Annotated in this window: 24 protein-coding genes, 1 tRNA gene and 1 pseudogene; 12 read left to right on the top strand and 14 right to left on the bottom strand. The window is 57.7% G+C overall.

Annotated elements, in window-relative coordinates:
* Positions 1 to 12: 12 nt before the first annotated feature.
* Positions 13 to 1,182 (bottom strand): FAD-dependent monooxygenase, encoded by a 1,170-nt coding sequence (locus CPJ18_RS09235; RefSeq protein WP_103657803.1) that lies wholly within the window; start codon positions 1,180 to 1,182, stop codon positions 13 to 15.
* Positions 1,183 to 1,207: 25 nt separating this feature from the next.
* On the bottom strand, positions 1,208 to 1,453 hold the full coding sequence (locus tag CPJ18_RS09230) for a zinc-finger domain-containing protein (protein WP_103657802.1): 246 nt from the start codon (positions 1,451 to 1,453) through the stop codon (positions 1,208 to 1,210).
* 152 nt (positions 1,454 to 1,605) lie between these two features.
* Between CPJ18_RS09230 and CPJ18_RS09225 the strand changes: the two genes are divergently transcribed.
* From CPJ18_RS09225 to CPJ18_RS09200, 6 genes are all read left to right on the top strand, one after another.
* A complete protein-coding gene (locus CPJ18_RS09225) occupies positions 1,606 to 2,394 on the top strand; it encodes an alpha/beta fold hydrolase (RefSeq protein ID WP_103657929.1) in 789 nt (262 codons plus the stop codon).
* Between the two features lie 134 nt (positions 2,395 to 2,528).
* Positions 2,529 to 3,353, top strand: a complete 825-nt coding sequence (gene cysE / locus CPJ18_RS09220; protein WP_103584152.1) for a serine O-acetyltransferase — start codon at positions 2,529 to 2,531, stop codon at positions 3,351 to 3,353.
* 118 nt (positions 3,354 to 3,471) lie between these two features.
* The gene (locus CPJ18_RS09215) at positions 3,472 to 3,675 is read left to right on the top strand and encodes a DUF3126 family protein (RefSeq protein ID WP_067642622.1); all 204 of its coding nucleotides are present in this window, start codon (positions 3,472 to 3,474) and stop codon (positions 3,673 to 3,675) included.
* A gap of 157 nt (positions 3,676 to 3,832) precedes the next feature.
* Positions 3,833 to 4,021 (top strand): hypothetical protein, encoded by a 189-nt coding sequence (locus CPJ18_RS09210; RefSeq protein WP_103657801.1) that lies wholly within the window; start codon positions 3,833 to 3,835, stop codon positions 4,019 to 4,021.
* Positions 4,022 to 4,026: 5 nt separating this feature from the next.
* Positions 4,027 to 4,614 carry an ATPase gene (locus tag CPJ18_RS09205; protein WP_103657800.1) on the top strand — a complete coding sequence of 196 codons (588 nt, stop codon included), beginning with the start codon at positions 4,027 to 4,029 and terminating at the stop codon, positions 4,612 to 4,614.
* Between the two features lie 325 nt (positions 4,615 to 4,939).
* Positions 4,940 to 5,014 (top strand) — tRNA-Glu (locus CPJ18_RS09200).
* Between the two features lie 88 nt (positions 5,015 to 5,102).
* Here the strand turns inward: CPJ18_RS09200 and recJ are convergent.
* The 5 genes from recJ to gatC form a co-directional block, all read right to left on the bottom strand.
* Entirely contained in the window at positions 5,103 to 6,905 is a 1,803-nt protein-coding gene (gene recJ / locus CPJ18_RS09195) for a single-stranded-DNA-specific exonuclease RecJ (protein WP_167397871.1), read from the bottom strand.
* Between the two features lie 96 nt (positions 6,906 to 7,001).
* On the bottom strand, positions 7,002 to 7,202 hold the full coding sequence (locus CPJ18_RS26580; RefSeq protein WP_146258668.1) for a hypothetical protein: 201 nt from the start codon (positions 7,200 to 7,202) through the stop codon (positions 7,002 to 7,004).
* A gap of 237 nt (positions 7,203 to 7,439) precedes the next feature.
* Complete coding sequence (locus CPJ18_RS26575; RefSeq protein ID WP_146258667.1) at positions 7,440 to 7,721, bottom strand: hypothetical protein; 282 nt, start codon at positions 7,719 to 7,721, stop codon at positions 7,440 to 7,442.
* Positions 7,722 to 8,051: 330 nt separating this feature from the next.
* The gene (gene gatA / locus CPJ18_RS09180) at positions 8,052 to 9,533 is read right to left on the bottom strand and encodes an Asp-tRNA(Asn)/Glu-tRNA(Gln) amidotransferase subunit GatA (RefSeq protein WP_103657928.1); all 1,482 of its coding nucleotides are present in this window, start codon (positions 9,531 to 9,533) and stop codon (positions 8,052 to 8,054) included.
* Positions 9,534 to 9,590: 57 nt separating this feature from the next.
* Complete coding sequence (gatC, locus tag CPJ18_RS09175; protein WP_077116997.1) at positions 9,591 to 9,878, bottom strand: Asp-tRNA(Asn)/Glu-tRNA(Gln) amidotransferase subunit GatC; 288 nt, start codon at positions 9,876 to 9,878, stop codon at positions 9,591 to 9,593.
* Between the two features lie 254 nt (positions 9,879 to 10,132).
* Here gatC and CPJ18_RS09170 point away from each other — a divergent pair, with 254 nt between their 5' ends.
* On the top strand, positions 10,133 to 10,990 hold the full coding sequence (locus tag CPJ18_RS09170; RefSeq protein ID WP_103657797.1) for a M48 family metallopeptidase: 858 nt from the start codon (positions 10,133 to 10,135) through the stop codon (positions 10,988 to 10,990).
* A gap of 52 nt (positions 10,991 to 11,042) precedes the next feature.
* On the opposite strand, the gene CPJ18_RS09165 is transcribed toward CPJ18_RS09170, so the two are convergent.
* Entirely contained in the window at positions 11,043 to 11,747 is a 705-nt protein-coding gene (locus tag CPJ18_RS09165; RefSeq protein ID WP_077101154.1) for a metal-dependent hydrolase, read from the bottom strand.
* Positions 11,748 to 11,830: 83 nt separating this feature from the next.
* On the opposite strand from CPJ18_RS09165, the gene CPJ18_RS09160 reads away from it, so the two are divergent.
* Both CPJ18_RS09160 and ruvX read left to right on the top strand, forming a co-directional pair.
* Positions 11,831 to 12,133, top strand: a complete 303-nt coding sequence (locus CPJ18_RS09160) for an alkylphosphonate utilization protein (RefSeq protein WP_103657796.1) — start codon at positions 11,831 to 11,833, stop codon at positions 12,131 to 12,133.
* 10 nt (positions 12,134 to 12,143) lie between these two features.
* Positions 12,144 to 12,635, top strand: a complete 492-nt coding sequence (ruvX, locus tag CPJ18_RS09155) for a Holliday junction resolvase RuvX (RefSeq protein WP_103657795.1) — start codon at positions 12,144 to 12,146, stop codon at positions 12,633 to 12,635.
* Here the strand turns inward: ruvX and CPJ18_RS09150 are convergent.
* The 3 genes from CPJ18_RS09150 to CPJ18_RS09145 form a co-directional block, all read right to left on the bottom strand.
* Positions 12,575 to 12,904 (bottom strand): DUF6105 family protein, encoded by a 330-nt coding sequence (locus CPJ18_RS09150; protein WP_077101159.1) that lies wholly within the window; start codon positions 12,902 to 12,904, stop codon positions 12,575 to 12,577. The two genes, ruvX and CPJ18_RS09150, sit on opposite strands and share 61 nt — an antisense overlap.
* A complete protein-coding gene (locus CPJ18_RS26780; protein WP_153366750.1) occupies positions 12,901 to 13,062 on the bottom strand; it encodes a hypothetical protein in 162 nt (53 codons plus the stop codon). Before CPJ18_RS26780 ends, CPJ18_RS09150 begins: the two co-directional genes overlap by 4 nt.
* Positions 13,063 to 13,265: 203 nt before the next feature.
* Positions 13,266 to 13,910, bottom strand: coding sequence for a TetR/AcrR family transcriptional regulator (locus CPJ18_RS09145; protein WP_103657794.1), 645 nt, complete (start codon positions 13,908 to 13,910; stop codon positions 13,266 to 13,268).
* 401 nt (positions 13,911 to 14,311) lie between these two features.
* On the opposite strand from CPJ18_RS09145, the gene CPJ18_RS27440 reads away from it, so the two are divergent.
* Positions 14,312 to 14,437 carry a hypothetical protein gene (locus CPJ18_RS27440; RefSeq protein WP_281063036.1) on the top strand — a complete coding sequence of 42 codons (126 nt, stop codon included), beginning with the start codon at positions 14,312 to 14,314 and terminating at the stop codon, positions 14,435 to 14,437.
* 12 nt (positions 14,438 to 14,449) lie between these two features.
* Here the strand turns inward: CPJ18_RS27440 and CPJ18_RS27165 are convergent.
* From CPJ18_RS27165 to CPJ18_RS09130, 3 genes and pseudogenes are all read right to left on the bottom strand, one after another.
* Positions 14,450 to 14,618: pseudogene (locus CPJ18_RS27165) on the bottom strand (type II toxin-antitoxin system HicA family toxin).
* A 31-nt stretch (positions 14,619 to 14,649) separates the two neighbouring features.
* Complete coding sequence (locus CPJ18_RS09135; RefSeq protein ID WP_103657927.1) at positions 14,650 to 14,892, bottom strand: DUF1902 domain-containing protein; 243 nt, start codon at positions 14,890 to 14,892, stop codon at positions 14,650 to 14,652.
* Between the two features lie 104 nt (positions 14,893 to 14,996).
* A complete protein-coding gene (locus CPJ18_RS09130) occupies positions 14,997 to 16,649 on the bottom strand; it encodes an acyl-CoA dehydrogenase family protein (protein WP_077101167.1) in 1,653 nt (550 codons plus the stop codon).
* Between the two features lie 153 nt (positions 16,650 to 16,802).
* On the opposite strand from CPJ18_RS09130, the gene CPJ18_RS09125 reads away from it, so the two are divergent.
* Together CPJ18_RS09125 and CPJ18_RS09120 are read left to right on the top strand one after the other, a co-directional pair.
* Positions 16,803 to 17,744: an aspartate carbamoyltransferase catalytic subunit gene (locus tag CPJ18_RS09125; protein ID WP_103657793.1), complete on the top strand. Its 942-nt coding sequence runs from the start codon at positions 16,803 to 16,805 to the stop codon at positions 17,742 to 17,744.
* Entirely contained in the window at positions 17,741 to 19,033 is a 1,293-nt protein-coding gene (locus CPJ18_RS09120) for a dihydroorotase (protein ID WP_103657792.1), read from the top strand. Before CPJ18_RS09125 ends, CPJ18_RS09120 begins: the two co-directional genes overlap by 4 nt.
* The last annotated feature ends 33 nt before the right edge of the window (positions 19,034 to 19,066 follow it).

Genomic DNA, 19,066 nt, shown 5'->3' with positions numbered 1-19,066 from the left:
CGGCGACAAGCATCAAAGTCCTTCGGCCCGATACCCATACAACCAGTCGAAATCCGCCAGAAACGCTTCTGGCGGCCTCATCAACAGCAGCACATCGCGCCCCAGCCGCAACGGACCACGGGCGTGATAGGCAAACTTGTTCAGCGCCGCCCGCTTGCGCGCCTTGTCGACGCGTGGACTGCGATACGCCTCAAACGAAGCCAGCGCATCGCCCAAAGAACGGTCGCGGGTAACGAAGGCCGCAAGCTCGAACGCATCCTCGATTGCCATCGCCGCTCCTTGTGCTGCAAACGGCATCATCGCATGCGCGGCATCGCCGATCAGAACCGTATCGCGGCCATTATGCCACCTGCCCTGCCCAGCCTGAAACAGCGGCCAGAATGTCGGCTTGGAGGCGTGCTGCAGCATGTCCGCAAAGGCAGGGTTCCACAGGCCGAACTGCTTTATCAGCAACGCATGCTGCTCACCCTGCGCCTGCGCCTTCCATGTGTCGCCGGGGTTCGCACCCGTCGCAATCGCCACGATATTGAAGCCGCCCGTCTCGGCCAACGGATAGGCCACCAGATGCGCCGATGGCCCCAGAAATGCCGTCACCGACTGAGGTGTCAGAAAATCCGGAATATCGCCCTGTGGAATAGTGAAACGCCAGGCGATATTGCCGGAAAATGTCGCCGTCGGGCTTCCCGGAACCGCATGACGAGCGCTCGACCAGACGCCATCCGCACCGACGATCAGGTCATGTTCCTGAAAGGTGATAGCGGTGATGGTGGCATGGTCGACTACGTCCAGCCGCTTGCCGAGATGCAGATGGCACAGCGGATTTTGCTGCACCGCAGCCAGAAGCGCGCCCTGCAGCGTTGCCCGGTGCAGCGCACCGTAAGGCGCACCCCAGCGCTGCCGCGCCACCGCCCGCATGGGCAGGGAAACAAGCCGCTTGAGCGATTTTCCAGAGGCAAGGTCAACCGTCTCCGGCTCCAGCCACTGCGCTTCGATCTGCGGCAGCACGTTCAGCGCATCAAGGATACGCGCGGCATTGGGTGAGATTTGCAGGCCTGCGCCGACCTCTTCCAGCTGTTCCGCCTGCTCGATGATATCGCTGCGGATACCATATCTGGAAAAAGACAGAGCGGCGGTGAGACCGGCAATGCCGGCACCGATAACAGCTACGGATTTCACGGGCATGGAGCGCCCCAGTCTGAAAGAGAGATTAGGCGGCTTTCACGTGGAAAACGCAGCCGGGAGGGTTGGTCTGCGTGGCCTTGATCGACGGATTGTAGCGATACAGCGTCGAGCAGTAGGAGCAAACCTTCTCGTTGTCGTCACCCATGTCGATAAAGATATGCGGGTGGTCGAACGGCACGGACGCGCCGGTGCACATGAATTCCTTGACGCCGATTTCGATCACGGCGTGTCCGCCATCGTTCTGGAAGTGGGAAATGGTATGCCCGGCCATAATCGTCTCCAAATGCAACTTCGTGGGTGAGCTCGCGCTCAGCTTTTGCGGATATGTAACCTCAAATGCTTTTGACCTCCACAGAAATCATCGCGCAATATGTTCAACGCTGCGATTTCCTGACATATGGTGCGCAAAAAAGGATGTCCTTGATGAATCTCAATGTCCCGCAGTTTTTGTCCTACTCCCGCGATGGTCTGCAACTGGCCTATTTCGATGAGGGTGACCCGTCTGGCTTTCCGGTTCTTCTGATCCACGGCTTCGCCTCCAGCGCCTCGGTCAACTGGGTTCATCCCGGCTGGGTAAAAACGTTGGGCGATGCGGGATATCGCGTTATCGCGCTGGACAATCGCGGCCACGGTGCAAGTGACAAGCCGCATGATGCCGACGCCTATTACCCCGCAACCATGGCCGCGGATGCCGTCGGCCTGCTGGACCATCTCGGAATATCCGAAGCGCATGTCATGGGGTACTCCATGGGCGCGCGTGTTTCCGCCTTCGTCGGCATGGCCCACCCGGAGCGCGTCCGCTCGCTGGTGTTCGGCGGCCTTGGCATTGGCATGGTGGATGGCGTCGGCGACTGGGACCCGATTGCGGACGCCCTTCGCGCACCGTCTCTGGATGTCGTCACCCATGAGCGTGGCCGCATGTTCCGCGCCTTTGCCGACCAGACGAAAAGCGACCGCATCGCGCTGGCCGCCTGTATCGAAACCTCCCGCGTTCTCGTGACCCGGCAAGAGGCAGCAAAGATCGACATCCCGACACTGATCGCCGTTGGCACCAAGGACGACATTGCCGGTTCCGGCGAAGAGCTGGCGCAGCTCATGCCACACGCCAAAGCCATCGACATTCCGGGCCGTGATCACATGCTTGCCGTGGGCGACCGCGTCTTTAAAGCAGCCGTGCTGGAATTCTACCGAGATATCGACGCGCAAGGCTGACCAGAGAACGGTTTTCCAAAAAGCCTTCAGAAAAACTGATGCTTTCGCGTCTTTAACCGCGTTGGTAAATCACCATTTCTAGGCGACACTTTTTTCTGTATAAATGAACGACACCAATCCAAGGGAGACCAGTCATGGTCGCACGCATAGAGGTACGTCAGCAGGATCAGCTATCCGTTGTCGATCCCATATGGGGCAGCCTGCTGAACGAAGCAGGCGCTGCGGCAGCGCAAGATCCGCTGCTATCGGCCTTCTTCTATTCCACGATTTTGAACCATCATTCGCTGGAAGCCTGCGTCGCCTATCGTATCTGCGAGCTGCTCGACCACCCGGATATGCAGGCCGTTCTGCTGCGCCAGACGTTTGAAGAAATGCTCAATGACTGGCCAGAATGGGGCTCCATTCTGCGCGTCGATATTCAGGCCGTTTACGACCGCGACCCGGCCTGCACGCGCTTCATGGAGCCTGTGCTGTATTTCAAAGGCTTCCAGGCCATCCAGACCCACCGTCTCGCCCACTGGCTGTGGCACAAGGGACGTCGCGATTTTGCGCTTTACCTGCAAAGCCGCGCATCGAGTGTTTTTCAGACGGATATCAACCCCGCAGCGCGCCTCGGTAAAGGTCTGTTCCTCGATCACGCGACGGGTCTCGTCGTCGGTGAAACCGCCGTTATCGGCGACAACGTCTCCATTCTGCACGGCGTCACACTCGGTGGCACCGGCAAGGAAGGCGCTGACCGCCACCCGAAAATCCGCAGCGGCGTGCTGATCGGTGCGGGCGCAAAAATTCTCGGCAATATCGAGATCGGCAGTTGCTCGCGCATTGCCGCCGGTTCCGTCGTTCTCAAGCCCGTACCGCCCAACGCGACCGTCGCCGGTGTGCCAGCGCGCGTGGTGGGAGACGGTGGCTGCAACGAGCCTTCGCGCATCATGGATCAGATCATCGGTGCAGATATCTGAGGCGCTGATTTGGTGAGGCGTCCGCCAGGATCATGCGGACGATTTGCCTCTTTGACTTTACTTTCGCCTTTAAGCCATGCCAAAAGCGGCGCAACGTGAACCGCACAGGAGAAGACTGGTGAAAGCCGAGGAAATCAAAAAGCTCGACGCCTATTTCAAGCGCACCTTCAACGAAACGCTGGCCGTCAAAGCCCGCCCCCGCAAGGATGATTCGGCAGAAGTCTATGCTGGCGAAGAATTTCTTGGCGTCGTTTACATCGATGACGAAGACGGCGACCGCTCCTACAATTTCTCCATGGCGATCCTCGACGTCGATCTATAATCACCTACCGGTGACACCATGATTTCGAAACCGCCCGCGACGAATGTCTGCGGGCGGTTTTGCATTCGGATAGGGTCTACAAATAGAACTGAAGGCAGGCATTGGCACACCCCTTTAAAAGTCGTATATTGCGGCTGGATACACATTTGAGGTTGTGATGCTTCTGGAACTTCTAAAAGAAAAACGTGAAGCAATCAGACAGATTGGCGATGACGCCGCCGCGACTGGTCTAAAGCTCGGCATCGAGCCATCGTGGATTGTCTACGAAAAGATTTACGCGGACTCTAAGTCCGGTGAAGAGAAGCTCGCGAAAGTGACGCATCAAAAACAACGTGCTGCGCGATAGCGAAGATGAAGCCGAGCTGTATTATTCTGGCGGGCCCAAACGGCTCTGGAAAATCCTCGATATATGAAAAGCTTCAGCCTCCCGGTCGGTTTATAAACGCTGATAATATAGCTTCGTCATTAAACCCAAGTCTTCCCGTGAATATCAAGCGGGTTCGGGCTGGAAGAGCTACCGTTTCGCTCATCGACCAAATGATATCGAGCAAAGACAGTTTCGTATTCGAAACGACGCTTAGTAGTAGCCACTCGATCGATACGATGCAGAAGGCGAAACGGGCTGGTTTCCACGTAGGTCTAATCTACGTCATACTTTATCGCGCAGAACAAAACATTGAACGGGTTCGTTTTCGGGTCAAGAATGGCGGTCACGATATTCCGACCGTCGACATCATCCGCAGATACAAGAAATCACTCGATAATCTTCCGAAAGCGGTCGCGTTAAGTGACGAGGGTGTCGTGATCGATAACTCTGAACGGGAACCGCTATTCCTCGCCGAATTCCGGCGCGACGGCCAAATCACACACAAGCACATTGCTACAGATGGCGAAACAGAACTTCACATGCGTCTGAACACGATCATCACCAACGCATGATGACGCCCAACAGCGTTCAAAACTGGTCATAAACGCCTTCATTTTTTTAGAATCGATCATCGGAACCAATTCTTTGCTGCTCCGTTATTTCCACGTCCCCCGATGAAGCGTGGGGTTAGACATAAACGGGACGCCCCCTGATCCCCGGTTTAATCCCACGCTTCCCCCTCTCCCAAAATGCTTTCAACAAAACCGCCACGTTGGCGAAGTTTTCCACAGAGAGTTCCGTGGTGACTGAATAAAAATGTCATTGAAATGCAAAAAAGTGGAAATAGGCGCTTGCGGAGAATCCGGTGCCTGACTATAAGGGCGCCACACACGGTATGCGCCCTTCGTCTATCGGTTAGGACGACAGATTTTCATTCTGTAAAGAGGGGTTCGACTCCCCTAGGGCGTACCACTCTCTCCAATATATCATAGCGATACGAGCATTGTTAAACCAGAGTGTAAGCACGTCTGCGCGCAACCGTTGTGATTGGGCGAGCGCGCTACGGCGCTATGGCAGCGTCCAGAACGCGAAGCTGGACTCTTTTTTGACCTTGCCACTGATCAGCCCCCAGCGTGCCTGCAACATGGATCTGGCGACCCCGCGCATTCATTAGCATCTGACCCAGAGGCGCATCCGCCGCCCGAAATGCGATGCCATCCAGCCGTGAACCATCCAGTGCTTCGAGGGTGATCTTGACATGGGAGGTGCCGACCACACGAACGTCGCGCAGGCGGTGGGCGGGCACGGCGAAGATGGGCTGCGAATGGCCGGAACCGTAGGGCCCTGCCTGCTCCATCTGTTCGACCAGCGCCAGAGTAGCACCCGATGCACCGATTGCGCCGTCGATCTTTAGCACGCTGTTTTCGACCAGTTGAAAAACAGTTTTCTGCGCTGCCTCTTCAAAGAAGGTTCGCAGGCGGCCGAGGTTGGCGCGCTCCACCGTCAAGCCAGCGGCCATGGCATGGCCTCCACCCTTGACCAATAGACCGGCGTCGACAGCATTGCGGACCATGCGACCCATATCGAAACCGTTGATGGAGCGGCCAGAGCCGGAGCCCTTGCCCTGCGAGTCAAACGCAATGGCGAAGGCCGGGCGACGGAAGCGGTCCTTAAGGCGCGAGGCAAGAAGTCCGACGATGCCGGGGTGCCAGTTCTCGCGCGCGGTGACGATGACGCCTGCACCCGTGCCATCACCATATTCGAACAGAGCCTCGGCCTCGGCTTCCGCCAGCATGACAGCTTCCATGGCCTGGCGCTCTCGGTTCAGCTCGTCCAGCTTCTCGGCGATGACCTCGGCCTGAGAAGCATCATCAAGCGTCAGCAGGCGACTACCGAGGGCCGCATCGCCAATACGCCCGCCGGCATTGATGCGCGGGCCGACCAGAAATCCGAAATGATAGGGTGTCACAGGGCCGCCAAGACCGGCCTTCTTGAACAGCGCGGCAAGCCCGACATTGTTCATATGGCGTGCGGCAATCAGACCCTTTACTACATAGGCGCGGTTCAGACCTTTCAGCGGCACGACATCGCAAACCGTCGCGAGTGCAACGATGTCGAGCAGGGACAAGAGGTCCAGCGTGTAGGCGCGACTGTCACGCCGGTCCTTCAGCACCCGCAGCGTGGCGACCAGCACGAGAAACACGACGCCTGCTGCGCAGAGATGCCCCTGCCCCGAGAGATCATCTTCCCGGTTCGGGTTGACCAGCGCCACCGCAGGCGGCAATTCGGTACCGACCTGGTGATGGTCGATGACGACAACATCGGTCTTCGCATCGCGAGCAGCGCCAAGCGATTCGTGGCTGGTGGAGCCGCAATCGACGGTGATGATGAGCGTCGCGCCATTGGCCGCTAGCTGCTGCATGGCGGCGGGGTTGGGGCCGTAGCCTTCGAAAATACGGTCGGGAATATAGATTTCGGGATCCAGCCCGAAATGATGCAGGAAACGATACATCAGCGCCGACGAAGAGGCACCATCGACATCATAGTCGCCGAAGATCGCCACCTTCTCATTGCGCTTTATGGCGTCAGCAATGCGCTCAGCTGCCTTCTCGCAATCGGTGAGCGTCAACGGGTCAGGCATCAGCGAGCGGATGGTGGGGTCGAGGAACGCAAGAGCATCATCGACACCGACGCCACGACCCGCAAGCACGCGGGCGACCAGTTCGGGGATGCCGTGGACCTGCGACATGGCCAGAGCGCGGTTCTGCCCGGCCTGATCCAGCCGCGACATCCACTTCTGCTCCGTTGCCGACCGATCGACACCGAGAAACGCTCTCGGCACGGTATCGACCGCTTCATTCATCGCCATGCGTCAGCTTACCCATCCAGCCGGTTGTTTCGTAACGGGCTAAAGGCCGAGCCCGGCTTTTTCAAGGTAAATTATGCACGGATACCCCGCTTACCAAAGCGGCATGAAGATGAAGGCGGCAAAACCACAGAAAGCGGCGGCGAAGAGACAGGGCACCAGCCAGTCGCGCTCCTGATCCCGCATCTCGAATTCAAGGCTGCGGAGATTATCGTTTGCACCCAACCGGCGTGGCTTTCGAGTGGTCTCCGGCCGGACGAAATGGTCGTCTTTGAACAGTATGGTCGCTTTCACGTCTGCGCCTCCCTTCGCTTGGTGAACTCACATCAGGATATCATCACATTCCCGGCTTTTGCAAAGCTTTCGATTGTCAAATAGCCCGGCGACACGATGGATAAGCTTCGCCGTTCACGCGGCGCGCTCACGCCCGTGTTATGTTCACTCGATCCGGAGAGCACACGCAAATGCGGTGATGTCTCTGGTATGTTTCGTTCTTTGGCTCCGCATCTGCGTGGCCTCTGGCATTTCGGTTCAGTCGTCGTCTCTCCACCGGTAGGCAGGCGTACCCGCCGGTGGAAAGTGAGGTTCAGTCGGGCCTTGAACGGTCCCGGCTTCGCCCCACATGGTCGTTCTACAAGCCCTGCCGCTGCGGTACCGAACCTTGAAGGGAATCGGGTAGCGACCGTCGGGTCTGTCGTCATGGTAGCCTTGGCCGCCACCCGCACGTTCCGGGTGAATGCCAACGCTTCCTGCGCCCTCGCCCGCACTGTCTCGCGATACAGTGCGGTTGGGACGCGGGTGAATTGTAGGCATGGGTTTTGGGGCGTGGAGAAAAAAGTTTTTAATTTTGTTACTGACGAAGTCGAGGGGCTGTGGGTGGGGTTTACCCCCCTCTGCCCTGCCGGGCATCTCCCCCACAGGTGGGGAGATCGAATCGTTGAAACCTCTCGCCCATCTTTAAGGCTGCGGATAAAGCGAGGAGCAAGCGTCTAGCCGATCTCCCTCCTTGTGGGGGAGATGTCCGGCAGGACAGAGGGGGGGTAAGCGCCACCCGCAAACACTAAATATCTGCGCCCGCTCGCCTCACAGAATCTGCTCCAGCAGAACCTCTGCAATTCCAGAGGGCTAGAATTTTAACTCCGCTTACCACCACTTCACAGGCGTAAACTTGCCCGCTGCCTGTTCAATCGCATAGGCCGTCTTGAACAACGTCTCTTCCTCGAATGGCTTGCCAATGAGCTGGAGGCCGAGTGGCAGGCCCTTGCCGTCGAGACCGGCTGGAACGGACATGGCGGGCAGGCCGGCCATGTTGACCGTGATGGTGAAGACGTCCTGGAGGTACATTTTGACTGGATCAGCTGCCAGTTCCTTGTCGCCGATTTCGAAGGCTGACGATGGGGTTATGGGAGCGAGAACCGCATCGACGCCGTCGTGGAAGACGGTCTCGAAGTCGCGCTTGATGAGCGTGCGGACCTTCTGGGCCTTGAGGTAATAGGCATCGTAATAACCGGCTGATAGCACATAAGTGCCGACCATGATGCGGCGTTTGACTTCCGAACCGAAACCGGCGGCGCGGCTTTTCTCGTACATATCGGCAATGTCCTTGCCGTCAACACGCAGGCCGTAGCGAACGCCATCGTAACGGGCAAGGTTGGACGAGGCTTCGGCAGGTGCGACGATGTAATAGGCTGGAAGCGCGTATTTCGTGTGCGGCAGCGAGATGTCGACAATTTCCGCACCGGCGTCCTTCAGCCATGCAATACCCTGCGCCCAGAGCTTTTCGATCTCTTCCGGCATGCCTTCGACGCGGTATTCCTTGGGAATACCGATCTTGAGACCCTTCAGCGACTGGCCGATGGCCTTCTCGTAATCCGGCACCGGCAGATCGACAGAGGTAGTGTCCTTGGCGTCGACGCTGGCCATGGATTTCAACAGAATGGCGGCATCGCGTACGTCGCGGGCAATCGGTCCGGCCTGATCCAGCGACGACGCATAAGCAGCGATACCCCAGCGCGAGACGCGGCCATAGGTTGGCTTGATGCCGACAGTGCCGGTGAAGGCTGCGGGCTGGCGAATGGAGCCGCCGGTATCGGTGGCAGTAGCACCAGCGCACAGATGCGCGGCGACGGCGGCAGCGGAACCACCGGAGGAGCCGCCGGGTACGAGCTTCTTTTCCGAACCATTGGCACGCCAAGGGTTGACGACCGGGCCGTAATAGGAGCTTTCATTGGACGAGCCCATGGCGAACTCATCCATGTTGAGCTTGCCGAGCATGACGGCACCGGCGTCCCACAGGTTCTGGGTGACGGTGGATTCGTATTTCGGTTTGAAGCCATCCAGCACGTGAGAGCAGGCCTGGGTGTGGACATCGCGAACCGCAAAGAGATCCTTGACGCCGAGTGGAATGCCTTCCAGAGCACCGGCATTGCCAGCGGCCAGCTTTTCGTCGGAAGCCTTGGCCATTTCGCGCGCCTTTTCAGGCGTAACGGCGACATAGGTGTTCAGCGCTTCGTTGGCGGCATTGACGGCGGAGAGATAGGCATCCGTCAGTTCAACGGCGGAAAAATCCTTGGCCTTCAGCTTGTCGCGGGCTTCGGCAATGGTCAGGCTTGTCAGGTCGGTCATATCGGCAACGGCTTTCAAAACTTTTAGATCGGGCAAGTGGAAACGGGCTGACGCAGCCTATTCAACCACTTTCGGAACGAGGAAGAAATTGCGGTCGGTGTTGGGCGCATTGGCCACGATATCTTCGGCCTTGCTGCCATCGCTGACGACGTCGGTGCGCTTCTTCATCGCAACCGGGGTCACTGACGTCATGGGCTCGACGCCATCGACATTCACTTCCGAAAGCTGCTCCACGAAACCAAGAATGCCATTCAACTCGCCAAGCATCTTCTCGGCTTCTTCTTCGCTGACGGCAATACGGGCTAGGCGCGCAACGCGCTTCACGGTGGCAAGATCGACGGACATGGTTCTACTCCAGTCAAGAATTTTCCTATTCGCTATAATGACCGCGCCCGCAGTTCGCAACCATCATTGGGCAACGAAACAATGCAGGAAATAATATTCGCTTTATGCGGGAACTTATAATCTTGACGCGAGTTTTCGCGCGGGGCGTAGCGCCTCATTTTATATAAACAAGTCATTTGCAGCAGGAGGCGGGTGGGGCCTCTTCTTTTTAAGCCTCAACGCTTCTCGATCATGCTGTTTAACGGGGGTTAAATATGAATTTCGACATATCCAAAGTGCGTCATTCGAAAGAAAAGACGTACGGTTTTCTCACGCTGCTTATCGGCACGCTGGTGTGGCTGGGGCTCGCGGCTGGCATCCTCTACATTGCGACAACGGAGAGCATCGGAATCCTCTTTGTTTTCCTGTTCTACATTCTCATCATCTGGTTTTTCTCTTACGTCGCACGCTCTTTGGTCCGCGCCTATATGATGGGCCACTACGTGCTGGTCAGCGAACAACAATTTCCCCACCTTCACAAGATGGTGGCTGAGGGCGCGCAGAAGCTGGGTTTGAAAGAAGCACCGCGGGCGTTCGTGTACAATTCCAGCGGCGTGATCAATGCAATGGCGCTGACGCTGGTTGGTCGCACCCGCTACATTTGGCTCACATCGGCCCTAATCGATTCCGACGATGAAGAGCAGGTAAGATTCGTGATCGGCCATGAACTGGGCCACCACGTTGCGGGCCATCTGGACGAGCCATGGAGCTTCCTGCGCCTGCCCGGCCTTATCGTTCCGTTTCTGGGCCAGGCCTATTCCCGCGCACGTGAACTGACCTGCGACCGTGTTGGCCTCGTGGTTTCCGGCAACCTGAAGTCTTCCCGCACCGCTCTTCAGATGTTGGCCTGCGGCAGTGCCAAGCTGAATGCACAGATGAACCCGAATGCTTTTGAAGAGCAGGACAAGATGGTGCCGTCCATTGCCGGCTTCTTCCTCAACATCTTCTCGCTCTACCCGCGCCACACACGGCGTGTGGCAGCGTTGAGCGAGTGGAAGAATGCGCTGAGCGGCATTCCTTCCGCGCCTTCCCGGACCGTGCAGACGGGACGTGTCGAACCTCAGATCGCTTGAGGACATGACAACTGAAAAAGCCCGACAGGTTATGCCTGTCGGGCTTTTTTCGTTAGAACGTCAGGGTCTGGCCAACGCCCGGCACATCGACTCGGCTCTGAGAACCATCCATACCGGTCTGGAATTTTTCCGGAGTCTGATCAATGATGCCAAACGTGCCGTAGTGGCAGGGTATGACGTTGCGGAACTTGAAGAAGCGCTGGCAGGCAAGAGCCGCCACCGCGCCGCCCATGGTGAAGCGATCGCCAATCGGGACAAGGCCGATATCGGGTTCGTGCAACTCGTTGATCAGGGCCATATCCGAGAAGATATCGGTATCGCCCATGTGATAGACGGTCGGGCCGTCTTCGAAATGCAGCATCAGGCCGTTGGCGCTGCCGAGGGAGTGCGACACACCGTCTTCGGTGATTTGCGCGGATGAGTGCAACGCGTTTGTCAGGGTGGCGGAGAAGCCATCGAAGGTCACCGTGCCGCCAGTACCCGCCATCTCGATTTTCTGGACACCCCGGAAGCTCAACCATGCGGCAAGGTCGGCGTTGGCCAGCACGGTCGCGCCGGTGTCTTTCGCCAGCTGAATGGCATCGCCAACGTGGTCACCGTGGCCGTGGGTCAGGAGAATATGCGTGATACCGTTTGCGGCATCCTTGCCATTTTGGTCGGCAAAGCTGGGATTTCCAGTGAAAAACGGGTCGATGAGGATTTTTGCTTTGCCGGTTTCAATGCGAAATGCGGAATGGCCGAGCCAGGTGAGTTTCATGAAGTTCTCCTTTGTATTGCCGGTAGAGTGTGACATAGGACGGGCCATATCATGGGACGGCCCACCTTTTTCGGATTGCGAAGATGACGACAGATAATGACGAATATGTGTATGACGAGGCGACCGGTGAATGGCGCCCTGCCTCCGAAATTGCAGCACAGACGGCCACAACCAACGAAGTGCGCGACGCCGCAGGCAACATTCTCGTCGATGGCGATTCCGTTTCTCTGATCAAGGATTTGAAGGTCAAGGGTGCCGGTACCACGTTGAAGCAGGGCACCGTCATCAAGTCTATCCGTCTGACGGATAATCCCGAAGAAATAGATTGCAGGCACGACGCGATCAAGGGTCTCGTGCTGCGCACCGAATTCGTGCGCAAACGCTGAGAACGACACCATGGCGACGCTGACAATCGAGGAACTTGCGGGCTTTTTACAGACTGGACAGGCCATTGCCGGGCTGGACCTTGGCACCAAGACAATCGGCCTTGCCATGTCGGACCTGTCGCGACGTTTCGCGACCCCTCGCCCGGTTCTAAAGCGCGTGAAATTCACCGCCGATGCGCAGGTGTTGCTCGATTTCGCGGCCAAGGAAAAAGTGGCCGCGTTCATCATCGGCCTTCCCACGAATATGGATGGCTCAGCGGGCCCGCGCGTTCAGGCAACGCGCGCCTTTGTGCGCGCGATGAGCGACAAAACCGACCTGCCCTTCGTCTACTGGGACGAGCGACTGTCCACCGTGGCTGCCGAACGCGCACTTCTGGAAATGGATGTGTCACGTGCAAAGCGGGCGCAGCGTATCGATTCGGCCGCTGCCAGCTTCATTCTTCAGGGTGCGCTGGACAGGCTGTCGGCTCTTGGCAGGGACGCTGCTGCTTTCGATGCCTGACGATTGCGCCACCAGGCGGCGATTGCCTTGCGCTTGCGAAAACCGATAATGCCAAAAACAATCAGGCTGTCGAACGCGATGGCACGCGCGACCAGCGGCGGTATGGTTTCTGGCGCGATACCCAGCACGTTGCCGTAAATCTTGAAGACAAGGTCGTGGCTTTCCCGGGTGAGCATGAAGAAGCCGAAGCTCATGTCGTAATAGGACAGGAAGTACCACGCACCGAGAAACGCGACGGGGCCTGCCCACAGAATCAGAAACCACTTCATGCCGTCTGCCCTCGCCAAAAGAAGGTATCCGGCACGGCGGCGATGACCGCCCAGCGCAAACAGGCCATCAGGCACAGGTTCACCGTTGGCGCATCGATGTCCAATGGCAGCATTGCAAAGAACGTCATCATGACGATCAAGGATATCCAGCGGGGCACGGCGGTTCCTTTTCATACGCCCACGGGCGCATGGTTAATAATTTATTAAGATAATGATCTTCGCCTCTTCAGTGGGCAAATAAAAGTTTCGTTTATGGTTAACGAACAATGAAGGGCTGTGGATAAACTCGCAGCCTCACCGTAACAACGCGCAGGCAGGCGTTAAGGTCCAATCTAAAGTTGCGGGACGGCTCTGGCCGCTATCAACCGTAGACGCCGCGAACGATCCGCTTTACGGCTGTGCCGATCTTGTCCCAATCCCGCGTGGTTTTCAGCGCGACCCCGGCAAACTGACCGTTTGTAGCACCACTGATGACCAGATGCTGGATGGCGGCGAAGAGGACGGCATTGACGGCAGCGGTATCGAGACCCTTTGGGGCTTCCAGAGAACCACGCATTTTATCCAGCCATTTGGACAGCGCCTTTGCCCGCGCATCCGCCAGTTGCTTGACCTGGGGCGTGTGTTCGGACACTTCCCAGGCAATGATCTTGCAGACCAGCGGATCGCTACGCAGCGCATCCAGATAGGATAGCGCCAGCCGCTCCATCAGGTCGCCATAGGTCAGCACAAACATGCCGCCGGTGTCTTCGGGAATACGATCCTTCACCCAGGAGCCAAGGTCCTCACCGATGGCGGCGATCAGCCCCTCGAGCCCGCCGAAATAGCGATAGATCAGCTGCTTGTCGCACCCTGCCCGCCGCGCCACGGCATTGATGCCGAAGCCCTGAAATCCCTCCTGCGCCAGCAAGGCTTTGGCAGCTAAGAAGATGGCCTTCTCGGTCGCGGCGCGGTCTTTGACGCGCTTTTCAGGAGCAGCCTCAACAGCAGTATCGTCCATTGCCAGCATGTTCCCGCAACTCTCCGCGTGGTGACTTTGTCAACGCAGTTAGCAAAGGGTTAATTCAAGGACAATGCGGGGAGTGGTGGCGAGGTGAAGGTTCTTGTGGATGAAGGGTAGCGCACTTCCAATACTCGTTCGCCGAAGCTATGGTTTCAACCTCTGAGGGAATGGAGTTGTCGACACGTGTCTCTTGTCCATAATGAACGTACGAAGCTTCTTGCGAATTCTCTTGACCGAGCTTCAACGGCTTGCGTCGTTGCTGGCCTTATCGGGCCAGCTGCAAGCATCGCCAATCACGTAAGCGGCTCTCCAGAATTATCGATAAGCACTGCCATTGGAACAGTGATTTGGCTTTCCGCAGCAGTTGCATTACATTTGTTGGCAAGACGCACCCTTGGAGGGCTAAGATGATGACTGGAATGGAAATCTTCTTCTACATTGCTTTGCCAGCGAGTATTGTAATCGCTGGCTGGATCGCCGTTCGCCTCAATGAACGCGACGATAAAAAGACGCGGCTTCATCCCGGCGAATAATAAATTTTAAGATCAAAATGCATTTGGAAGACCAGCCTGTTTCAGCGTCTCATTGGCGGTATGGCGAGACTTGGTGCCATGATCGATTGTGAAGTGCCGGTTGGTTAGCGGGCTGGAACCATATGTCGTGGTCGCCTTTTCTCGGCCTCACAAAATAACATCCGGCTTCCGTCAAAAGCATTTTCAGTTCACGGAGAACCCGGCCATGACAATCAGAAAGCCGGGTTAGGAATTTTTGCGAGATGTTCGGCCATGAAATGAATGGGAATTTCCGGCAAGTCGGAATCGACACCGTTCAGTTCAATCAGATCAGTGATTGCGGCCAGAGCCTTCTTTTCCAGAAGCTCTACGGTCTCAGCTCCAAGAGCCAAGCCATCTATATCGTGACTTGAGGCTACCCAAACGCCTGCGTCTTCATCCCACAAGGCACGCACGATAATAGAAACGGTCTTCATGCGAGATCGCTCCCTGAGTTGCCCAGAACTTTCCTCACCATATAAAAGAAAGTCTTTCAAATTCATATGGTGCTACCAGTAAAAATTGAAAGCTATTGTCCGCCTCAAGCCGCAGGCGGATACAACAGATCAATAATATACGTCGGATCAAACCGGCTATCCAGCATACCGTATGTATGGCGCCAGCCGCCGGCCAGGCGGGTTTCCAGGAAGGCGTCGGCGATGCGGCCGGCACCGATGCGGCAGAGTTCGGCGGCGGCGGCAGCGAGTGCGAATTGTTCGACCAGCAAGCGGGCGGCACCTTCGTCTCGTTCGCAGAGCGCAATTGCGGCGCGCAGGACTTCGGTGGTTTTTTTGCCGGACGGGCCGAGATCGCGTTCGAGCGTCTCAAAAACAAGATCGAACAGCTCCCTGCCGCGCTGGAGAACGCGCAGAACATCCAGCGCCATGACGTTGCCGGAACCTTCCCAGATGGCGTTGACCGGGGCTTCGCGGTAATGGCGGGCGATGGGGCGATCTTCGACGTAACCGTTGCCGCCGAGGCTTTCCATGGCTTCATAGATCAAGGCAGGCGCGATTTTGCAGCACCAGTATTTGACAATCGGCGTCATGACCCGTGCATAGGCGGCTTCGGCCGGATTGTTGCGAGCGCTGTCGAAAGCAGATGCCAGGCGGAAAGAGAGTGCAGTTGCAGCGGCCACATCCAGCGCCATATCACCAAGCACGCGCGTCATTACTGGTTGGCTGACCAGCGGCTTGCCGAAAACATTGCGGCCACGGGCGTAATGCACCGCCTCCGCCAGAGAAGCGCGCATCATGCCGGCGGAGGCCAGCGCGCAATCCAGCCGGGTCAATGTCACCATGTCGAGAATGGTGCGGATACCGGCACCGGGCTCGCCCAGCAAATAGCCGAAGGCATCGGTAAATTCGACTTCGGCAGAGGCATTGGAGCGATTGCCGAGCTTGTCCTTCAGGCGCTGGAAATGCAGGCCATTGGCCGATCCGTCTTCCAGAAAACGCGGCACGAGGAAACAGCCCATGCCGTCGCCCATTTGGGCCAGCATGACGAAGCCGTCGCTCATGGGAGCAGACAGGAACCATTTGTGGCCGGACAGGCGGTAGATGCCCTCGCCCACCCGCTCCGCAGTCGTACGGTTGGCGCGCACATCCGTGCCGCCCTGCTTTTCCGTCATGCCCATGCCGATGGTGACGGCCGTCTTCTGCATGGCGGGCTTTTGCGACGAATCATATTTTCGCGACAGGATTTTCGGTGCCCACTCCTTCTGCACACGCGGCGAGCCCATGAAGGCGGCAACAGAAGCGTGGGTCATGGTCAGCGGGCAGAGATGGCCTGCCTCGAGCTGCGCGGTGAGATAGAATTTCGTGGCGCGGGCCTTATGCTCGTTGCCGCGTGTCTCGGGCGTATTTTCCCAGGCACTGCTGTGCAGGCCGGATGCCATGGAACGGCGCATCAGCGCGTGCCAAGCCGGGTGAAACTCCACCTGATCCAGCCGCTCACCGCGTGGGCCGTGGGTGTGCAGCTTCGGCGCGCTGACATTGGCCATGCGGGCCAGTTCCTGCGCTTCCGCCGATGTCACATAGCGACCAATTTGGTCGAATTCATCACGCAACGGGCGCGAAAGACTGGAGGTCAAATCCACGATCAACGGGTCTGAGCGATAGGCATTGATGCCGGACCAGAGGTTAGGCTGGTTCAAATCGGCAAGCTGTTCTTCGGTCCGGTTCATATTCGTCATCGCGTGGCTATATCGGGATTCGCATTTTATTGCATGTATTCGGTGGCCCCGGCTTATCGCATGCTTGCCGACAAAGCCACCTGTCTTTATAGACCCGTGGACTAAGCCCGCAGCGCGGCGATAAGCTCTATTGCGACCCGGAGGACAGTTCCCATGGTCTATTTTCCCCACCGCCACCTTCTGGGCATAAAGGGGCTATCCCACGAGGATATCACCACTCTTCTCGACAAGGCCGATGAGGCGGTGCAGATCAGCCGCCAGCGCGAGAAGAAAACCTCGACCCTTCGCGGGCTGACGCAGATCAACCTTTTCTTTGAAGCCTCCACGCGCACGCAATCCTCGTTCGAACTGGCCGGAAAACGCCTCGGTGCCGATGTGATGAACATGTCGGTCGGCAATTCATCCGTCAAAAAAGGCGAGACGCTGATCGACACGGCCATGACGCTGAACGCCATGCGCCCCGATGTGCTGGTGGTTCGCCACTCCTCCGCAGGTGCCGCTGCCCTTCTGGCACAAAAGGTTGCCTGCTCGGTGGTCAATGCCGGGGATGGGCAGCACGAACACCCGACACAGGCGCTGCTGGACGCATTGACGATCCGCCGCACCATCGGCAGGCTTTCGGGCATTACCGTCGCAATCTGTGGCGACGTGCTGCATTCGCGCGTTGCCCGCTCCAACATCATTCTGTTGAACCAGATGGGTGCGCGGGTGCGCGTTGTCGCCCCGCCGACACTGCTGCCAGCGGGCATCGCGGATATGAGCGTGGAAGTGTACCACGACATGAAGGAGGGCCTGAAAGGTGCCGATGTTGTGATGATGCTGCGTTTGCAGCGTGAGCGCATGTCCGGTTCCTTCGTGCCTTCGGTGCGCGAATATTTCCATTATTATGGTCTCGATGCCGAAAAGCTGAAGGCTGCCAAAGAGAACGCGCTGGTCATGCACCCCGGACCGATGAACCGCGGCGTCGAAATCGCCTCCGAAGTGGCGGACGGTCCGCAGAGCGTGATCGAGAGCCAGGTGGAAATGGGCGTGGCTGTGCGTATGGCGGTTATGGAAACCCTTCTTCTTTCGCAAAACCAGGGAGAGCGCGTATGAGCACCGCAACCGTTCTCAAAAATGTCCGCATCATCGATCCATCCCGCAATCTGGATGAGGTCGGCACTGTTATCATCGATGCCGATGGTAAAATCCTGGCCGCTGGTAAGGATGCGCAGAATCAAGGCGCGCCTGAAGGTGCTGTCGTGCGCGATGCCAAGGGACTGGTCGCGACGCCCGGTCTGGTCGATGCTCGCGTTTTCGTCGGCGAACCCGGTGCCGAACACCGCGAAACCATTGAATCCGCATCACGCGCAGCAGCAGCCGGTGGCGTGACCAGCATGATCGTGATGCCGGATACCGATCCTGTCATCGATGACATTGCGCTGGTGGAATTCGTGAAGAAGACCGCGCGCGACAAGGCGCTGGTCAATGTCTACCCGGCAGCGGCGCTGACCAAAAGTCTGCGCGGCGAAGAGATGACTGAGTTCGGCATGCTGAAAGAAGCAGGCGCCGTCGCCTTCACCAATGGTCGCAAGGCGTTGTCAGATACAGCCGTGCTGCGCCGTGCGATGACCTATGCCCGAGAGCTGGGAGCCGTGATTTCGCTGGAAACCCGCGACCAGTATATCGGTCACGGCGATATGAACGAGGGGCTGTTTGCAAGCTGGCTTGGCCTATCTGGCATTCCCAAAGAAGCCGAAATCATTCCGCTGGAGCGCGACCTGCGCATCGCAGCGCTGACCCGCGCCAACTACCACGCCGCCAAGATTTCCGTGCGGGAATCAGCCGATGCTATCAAGGCCGCCAAGGACAGAGGCGTGAAAGCCACCTGCGGCATTTCCATCAACCATCTGACGCTGAACGAAAACGACATCGGTGAATACCGCACCTTCTTCAAGCTTTCCCCACCACTGCGCTCCGAAGACGACCGCATGGCCATGGTAGACGCGCTGAAGGACGGCACCATCGACATCATCGTCTCCTCGCATGATCCGCAGGATGTGGACACCAAGCGCCTGCCGTTTTCGGATGCAGCCAGCGGTGCCGTCGGTCTTGAGACCATGCTGTCGGCAGCGCTGCGTCTCTATCACAGCGACCACGTGCCGCTGATGCGCCTGATCGACGCCCTCTCCACCCGCCCCGCTCAAATCTTCGGGCTGGATGCGGGAACACTGAAACCGGGTGCCAAGGCCGATATCACGCTGATCGACCTCGACGAGCCATGGCTGGTTTCCGAGAAAAATCTGGTATCAAGGTCCAAGAACACGCCATTCGAAGACGCCCGCTTTACCGGCCGCACGGTTGCGACCTATGTTGCTGGCAAGCTGGTTCATTCCATACAATAAGAACGACACGAATAAGATCGAGGGGACATCGGA

This window comes from Agrobacterium rosae (assembly GCF_002915175.1).
GTDB classification, from domain to species: domain Bacteria; phylum Pseudomonadota; class Alphaproteobacteria; order Rhizobiales; family Rhizobiaceae; genus Agrobacterium; species Agrobacterium rosae.
Note: the sequence above shows the minus strand (reverse complement) of the source record. Positions and strands in the feature narration are given on the sequence as shown.

What these genes read in the sequence shown, in the direction of transcription:
- CPJ18_RS09210 (WP_103657801.1), top strand. Translation starts at nt 3,833, where the DNA reads ATGCTTCTGGAACTTCTAAAAGAAAAACGTGAAGCAATCAGACAGATT.
- CPJ18_RS09225 (WP_103657929.1), top strand. Translation starts at nt 1,606, where the DNA reads ATGAATCTCAATGTCCCGCAGTTTTTGTCCTACTCCCGCGATGGTCTG.
- CPJ18_RS27440 (WP_281063036.1), top strand. Translation starts at nt 14,312, where the DNA reads ATGATGACTGGAATGGAAATCTTCTTCTACATTGCTTTGCCAGCGAGT.
- gatA (WP_103657928.1), bottom strand. Translation starts at nt 9,533, where the DNA reads ATGACCGACCTGACAAGCCTGACCATTGCCGAAGCCCGCGACAAGCTG.
- CPJ18_RS09170 (WP_103657797.1), top strand. Translation starts at nt 10,133, where the DNA reads ATGAATTTCGACATATCCAAAGTGCGTCATTCGAAAGAAAAGACGTAC.
- recJ (WP_167397871.1), bottom strand. Translation starts at nt 6,905, where the DNA reads ATGAATGAAGCGGTCGATACCGTGCCGAGAGCGTTTCTCGGTGTCGAT.
- CPJ18_RS09125 (WP_103657793.1), top strand. Translation starts at nt 16,803, where the DNA reads ATGGTCTATTTTCCCCACCGCCACCTTCTGGGCATAAAGGGGCTATCC.
- cysE (WP_103584152.1), top strand. Translation starts at nt 2,529, where the DNA reads ATGGTCGCACGCATAGAGGTACGTCAGCAGGATCAGCTATCCGTTGTC.
- CPJ18_RS09135 (WP_103657927.1), bottom strand. Translation starts at nt 14,892, where the DNA reads ATGAAGACCGTTTCTATTATCGTGCGTGCCTTGTGGGATGAAGACGCA.
- CPJ18_RS09120 (WP_103657792.1), top strand. Translation starts at nt 17,741, where the DNA reads ATGAGCACCGCAACCGTTCTCAAAAATGTCCGCATCATCGATCCATCC.
- CPJ18_RS09235 (WP_103657803.1), bottom strand. Translation starts at nt 1,182, where the DNA reads ATGCCCGTGAAATCCGTAGCTGTTATCGGTGCCGGCATTGCCGGTCTC.
- CPJ18_RS09165 (WP_077101154.1), bottom strand. Translation starts at nt 11,747, where the DNA reads ATGAAACTCACCTGGCTCGGCCATTCCGCATTTCGCATTGAAACCGGC.
- CPJ18_RS26575 (WP_146258667.1), bottom strand. Translation starts at nt 7,721, where the DNA reads ATGCCTACAATTCACCCGCGTCCCAACCGCACTGTATCGCGAGACAGT.
- gatC (WP_077116997.1), bottom strand. Translation starts at nt 9,878, where the DNA reads ATGTCCGTCGATCTTGCCACCGTGAAGCGCGTTGCGCGCCTAGCCCGT.
- CPJ18_RS09145 (WP_103657794.1), bottom strand. Translation starts at nt 13,910, where the DNA reads ATGCTGGCAATGGACGATACTGCTGTTGAGGCTGCTCCTGAAAAGCGC.
- CPJ18_RS09150 (WP_077101159.1), bottom strand. Translation starts at nt 12,904, where the DNA reads ATGAAGTGGTTTCTGATTCTGTGGGCAGGCCCCGTCGCGTTTCTCGGT.
- CPJ18_RS09230 (WP_103657802.1), bottom strand. Translation starts at nt 1,453, where the DNA reads ATGGCCGGGCATACCATTTCCCACTTCCAGAACGATGGCGGACACGCC.
- ruvX (WP_103657795.1), top strand. Translation starts at nt 12,144, where the DNA reads ATGGCGACGCTGACAATCGAGGAACTTGCGGGCTTTTTACAGACTGGA.
- CPJ18_RS09160 (WP_103657796.1), top strand. Translation starts at nt 11,831, where the DNA reads ATGACGACAGATAATGACGAATATGTGTATGACGAGGCGACCGGTGAA.
- CPJ18_RS09130 (WP_077101167.1), bottom strand. Translation starts at nt 16,649, where the DNA reads ATGACGAATATGAACCGGACCGAAGAACAGCTTGCCGATTTGAACCAG.
- CPJ18_RS09205 (WP_103657800.1), top strand. Translation starts at nt 4,027, where the DNA reads ATGAAGCCGAGCTGTATTATTCTGGCGGGCCCAAACGGCTCTGGAAAA.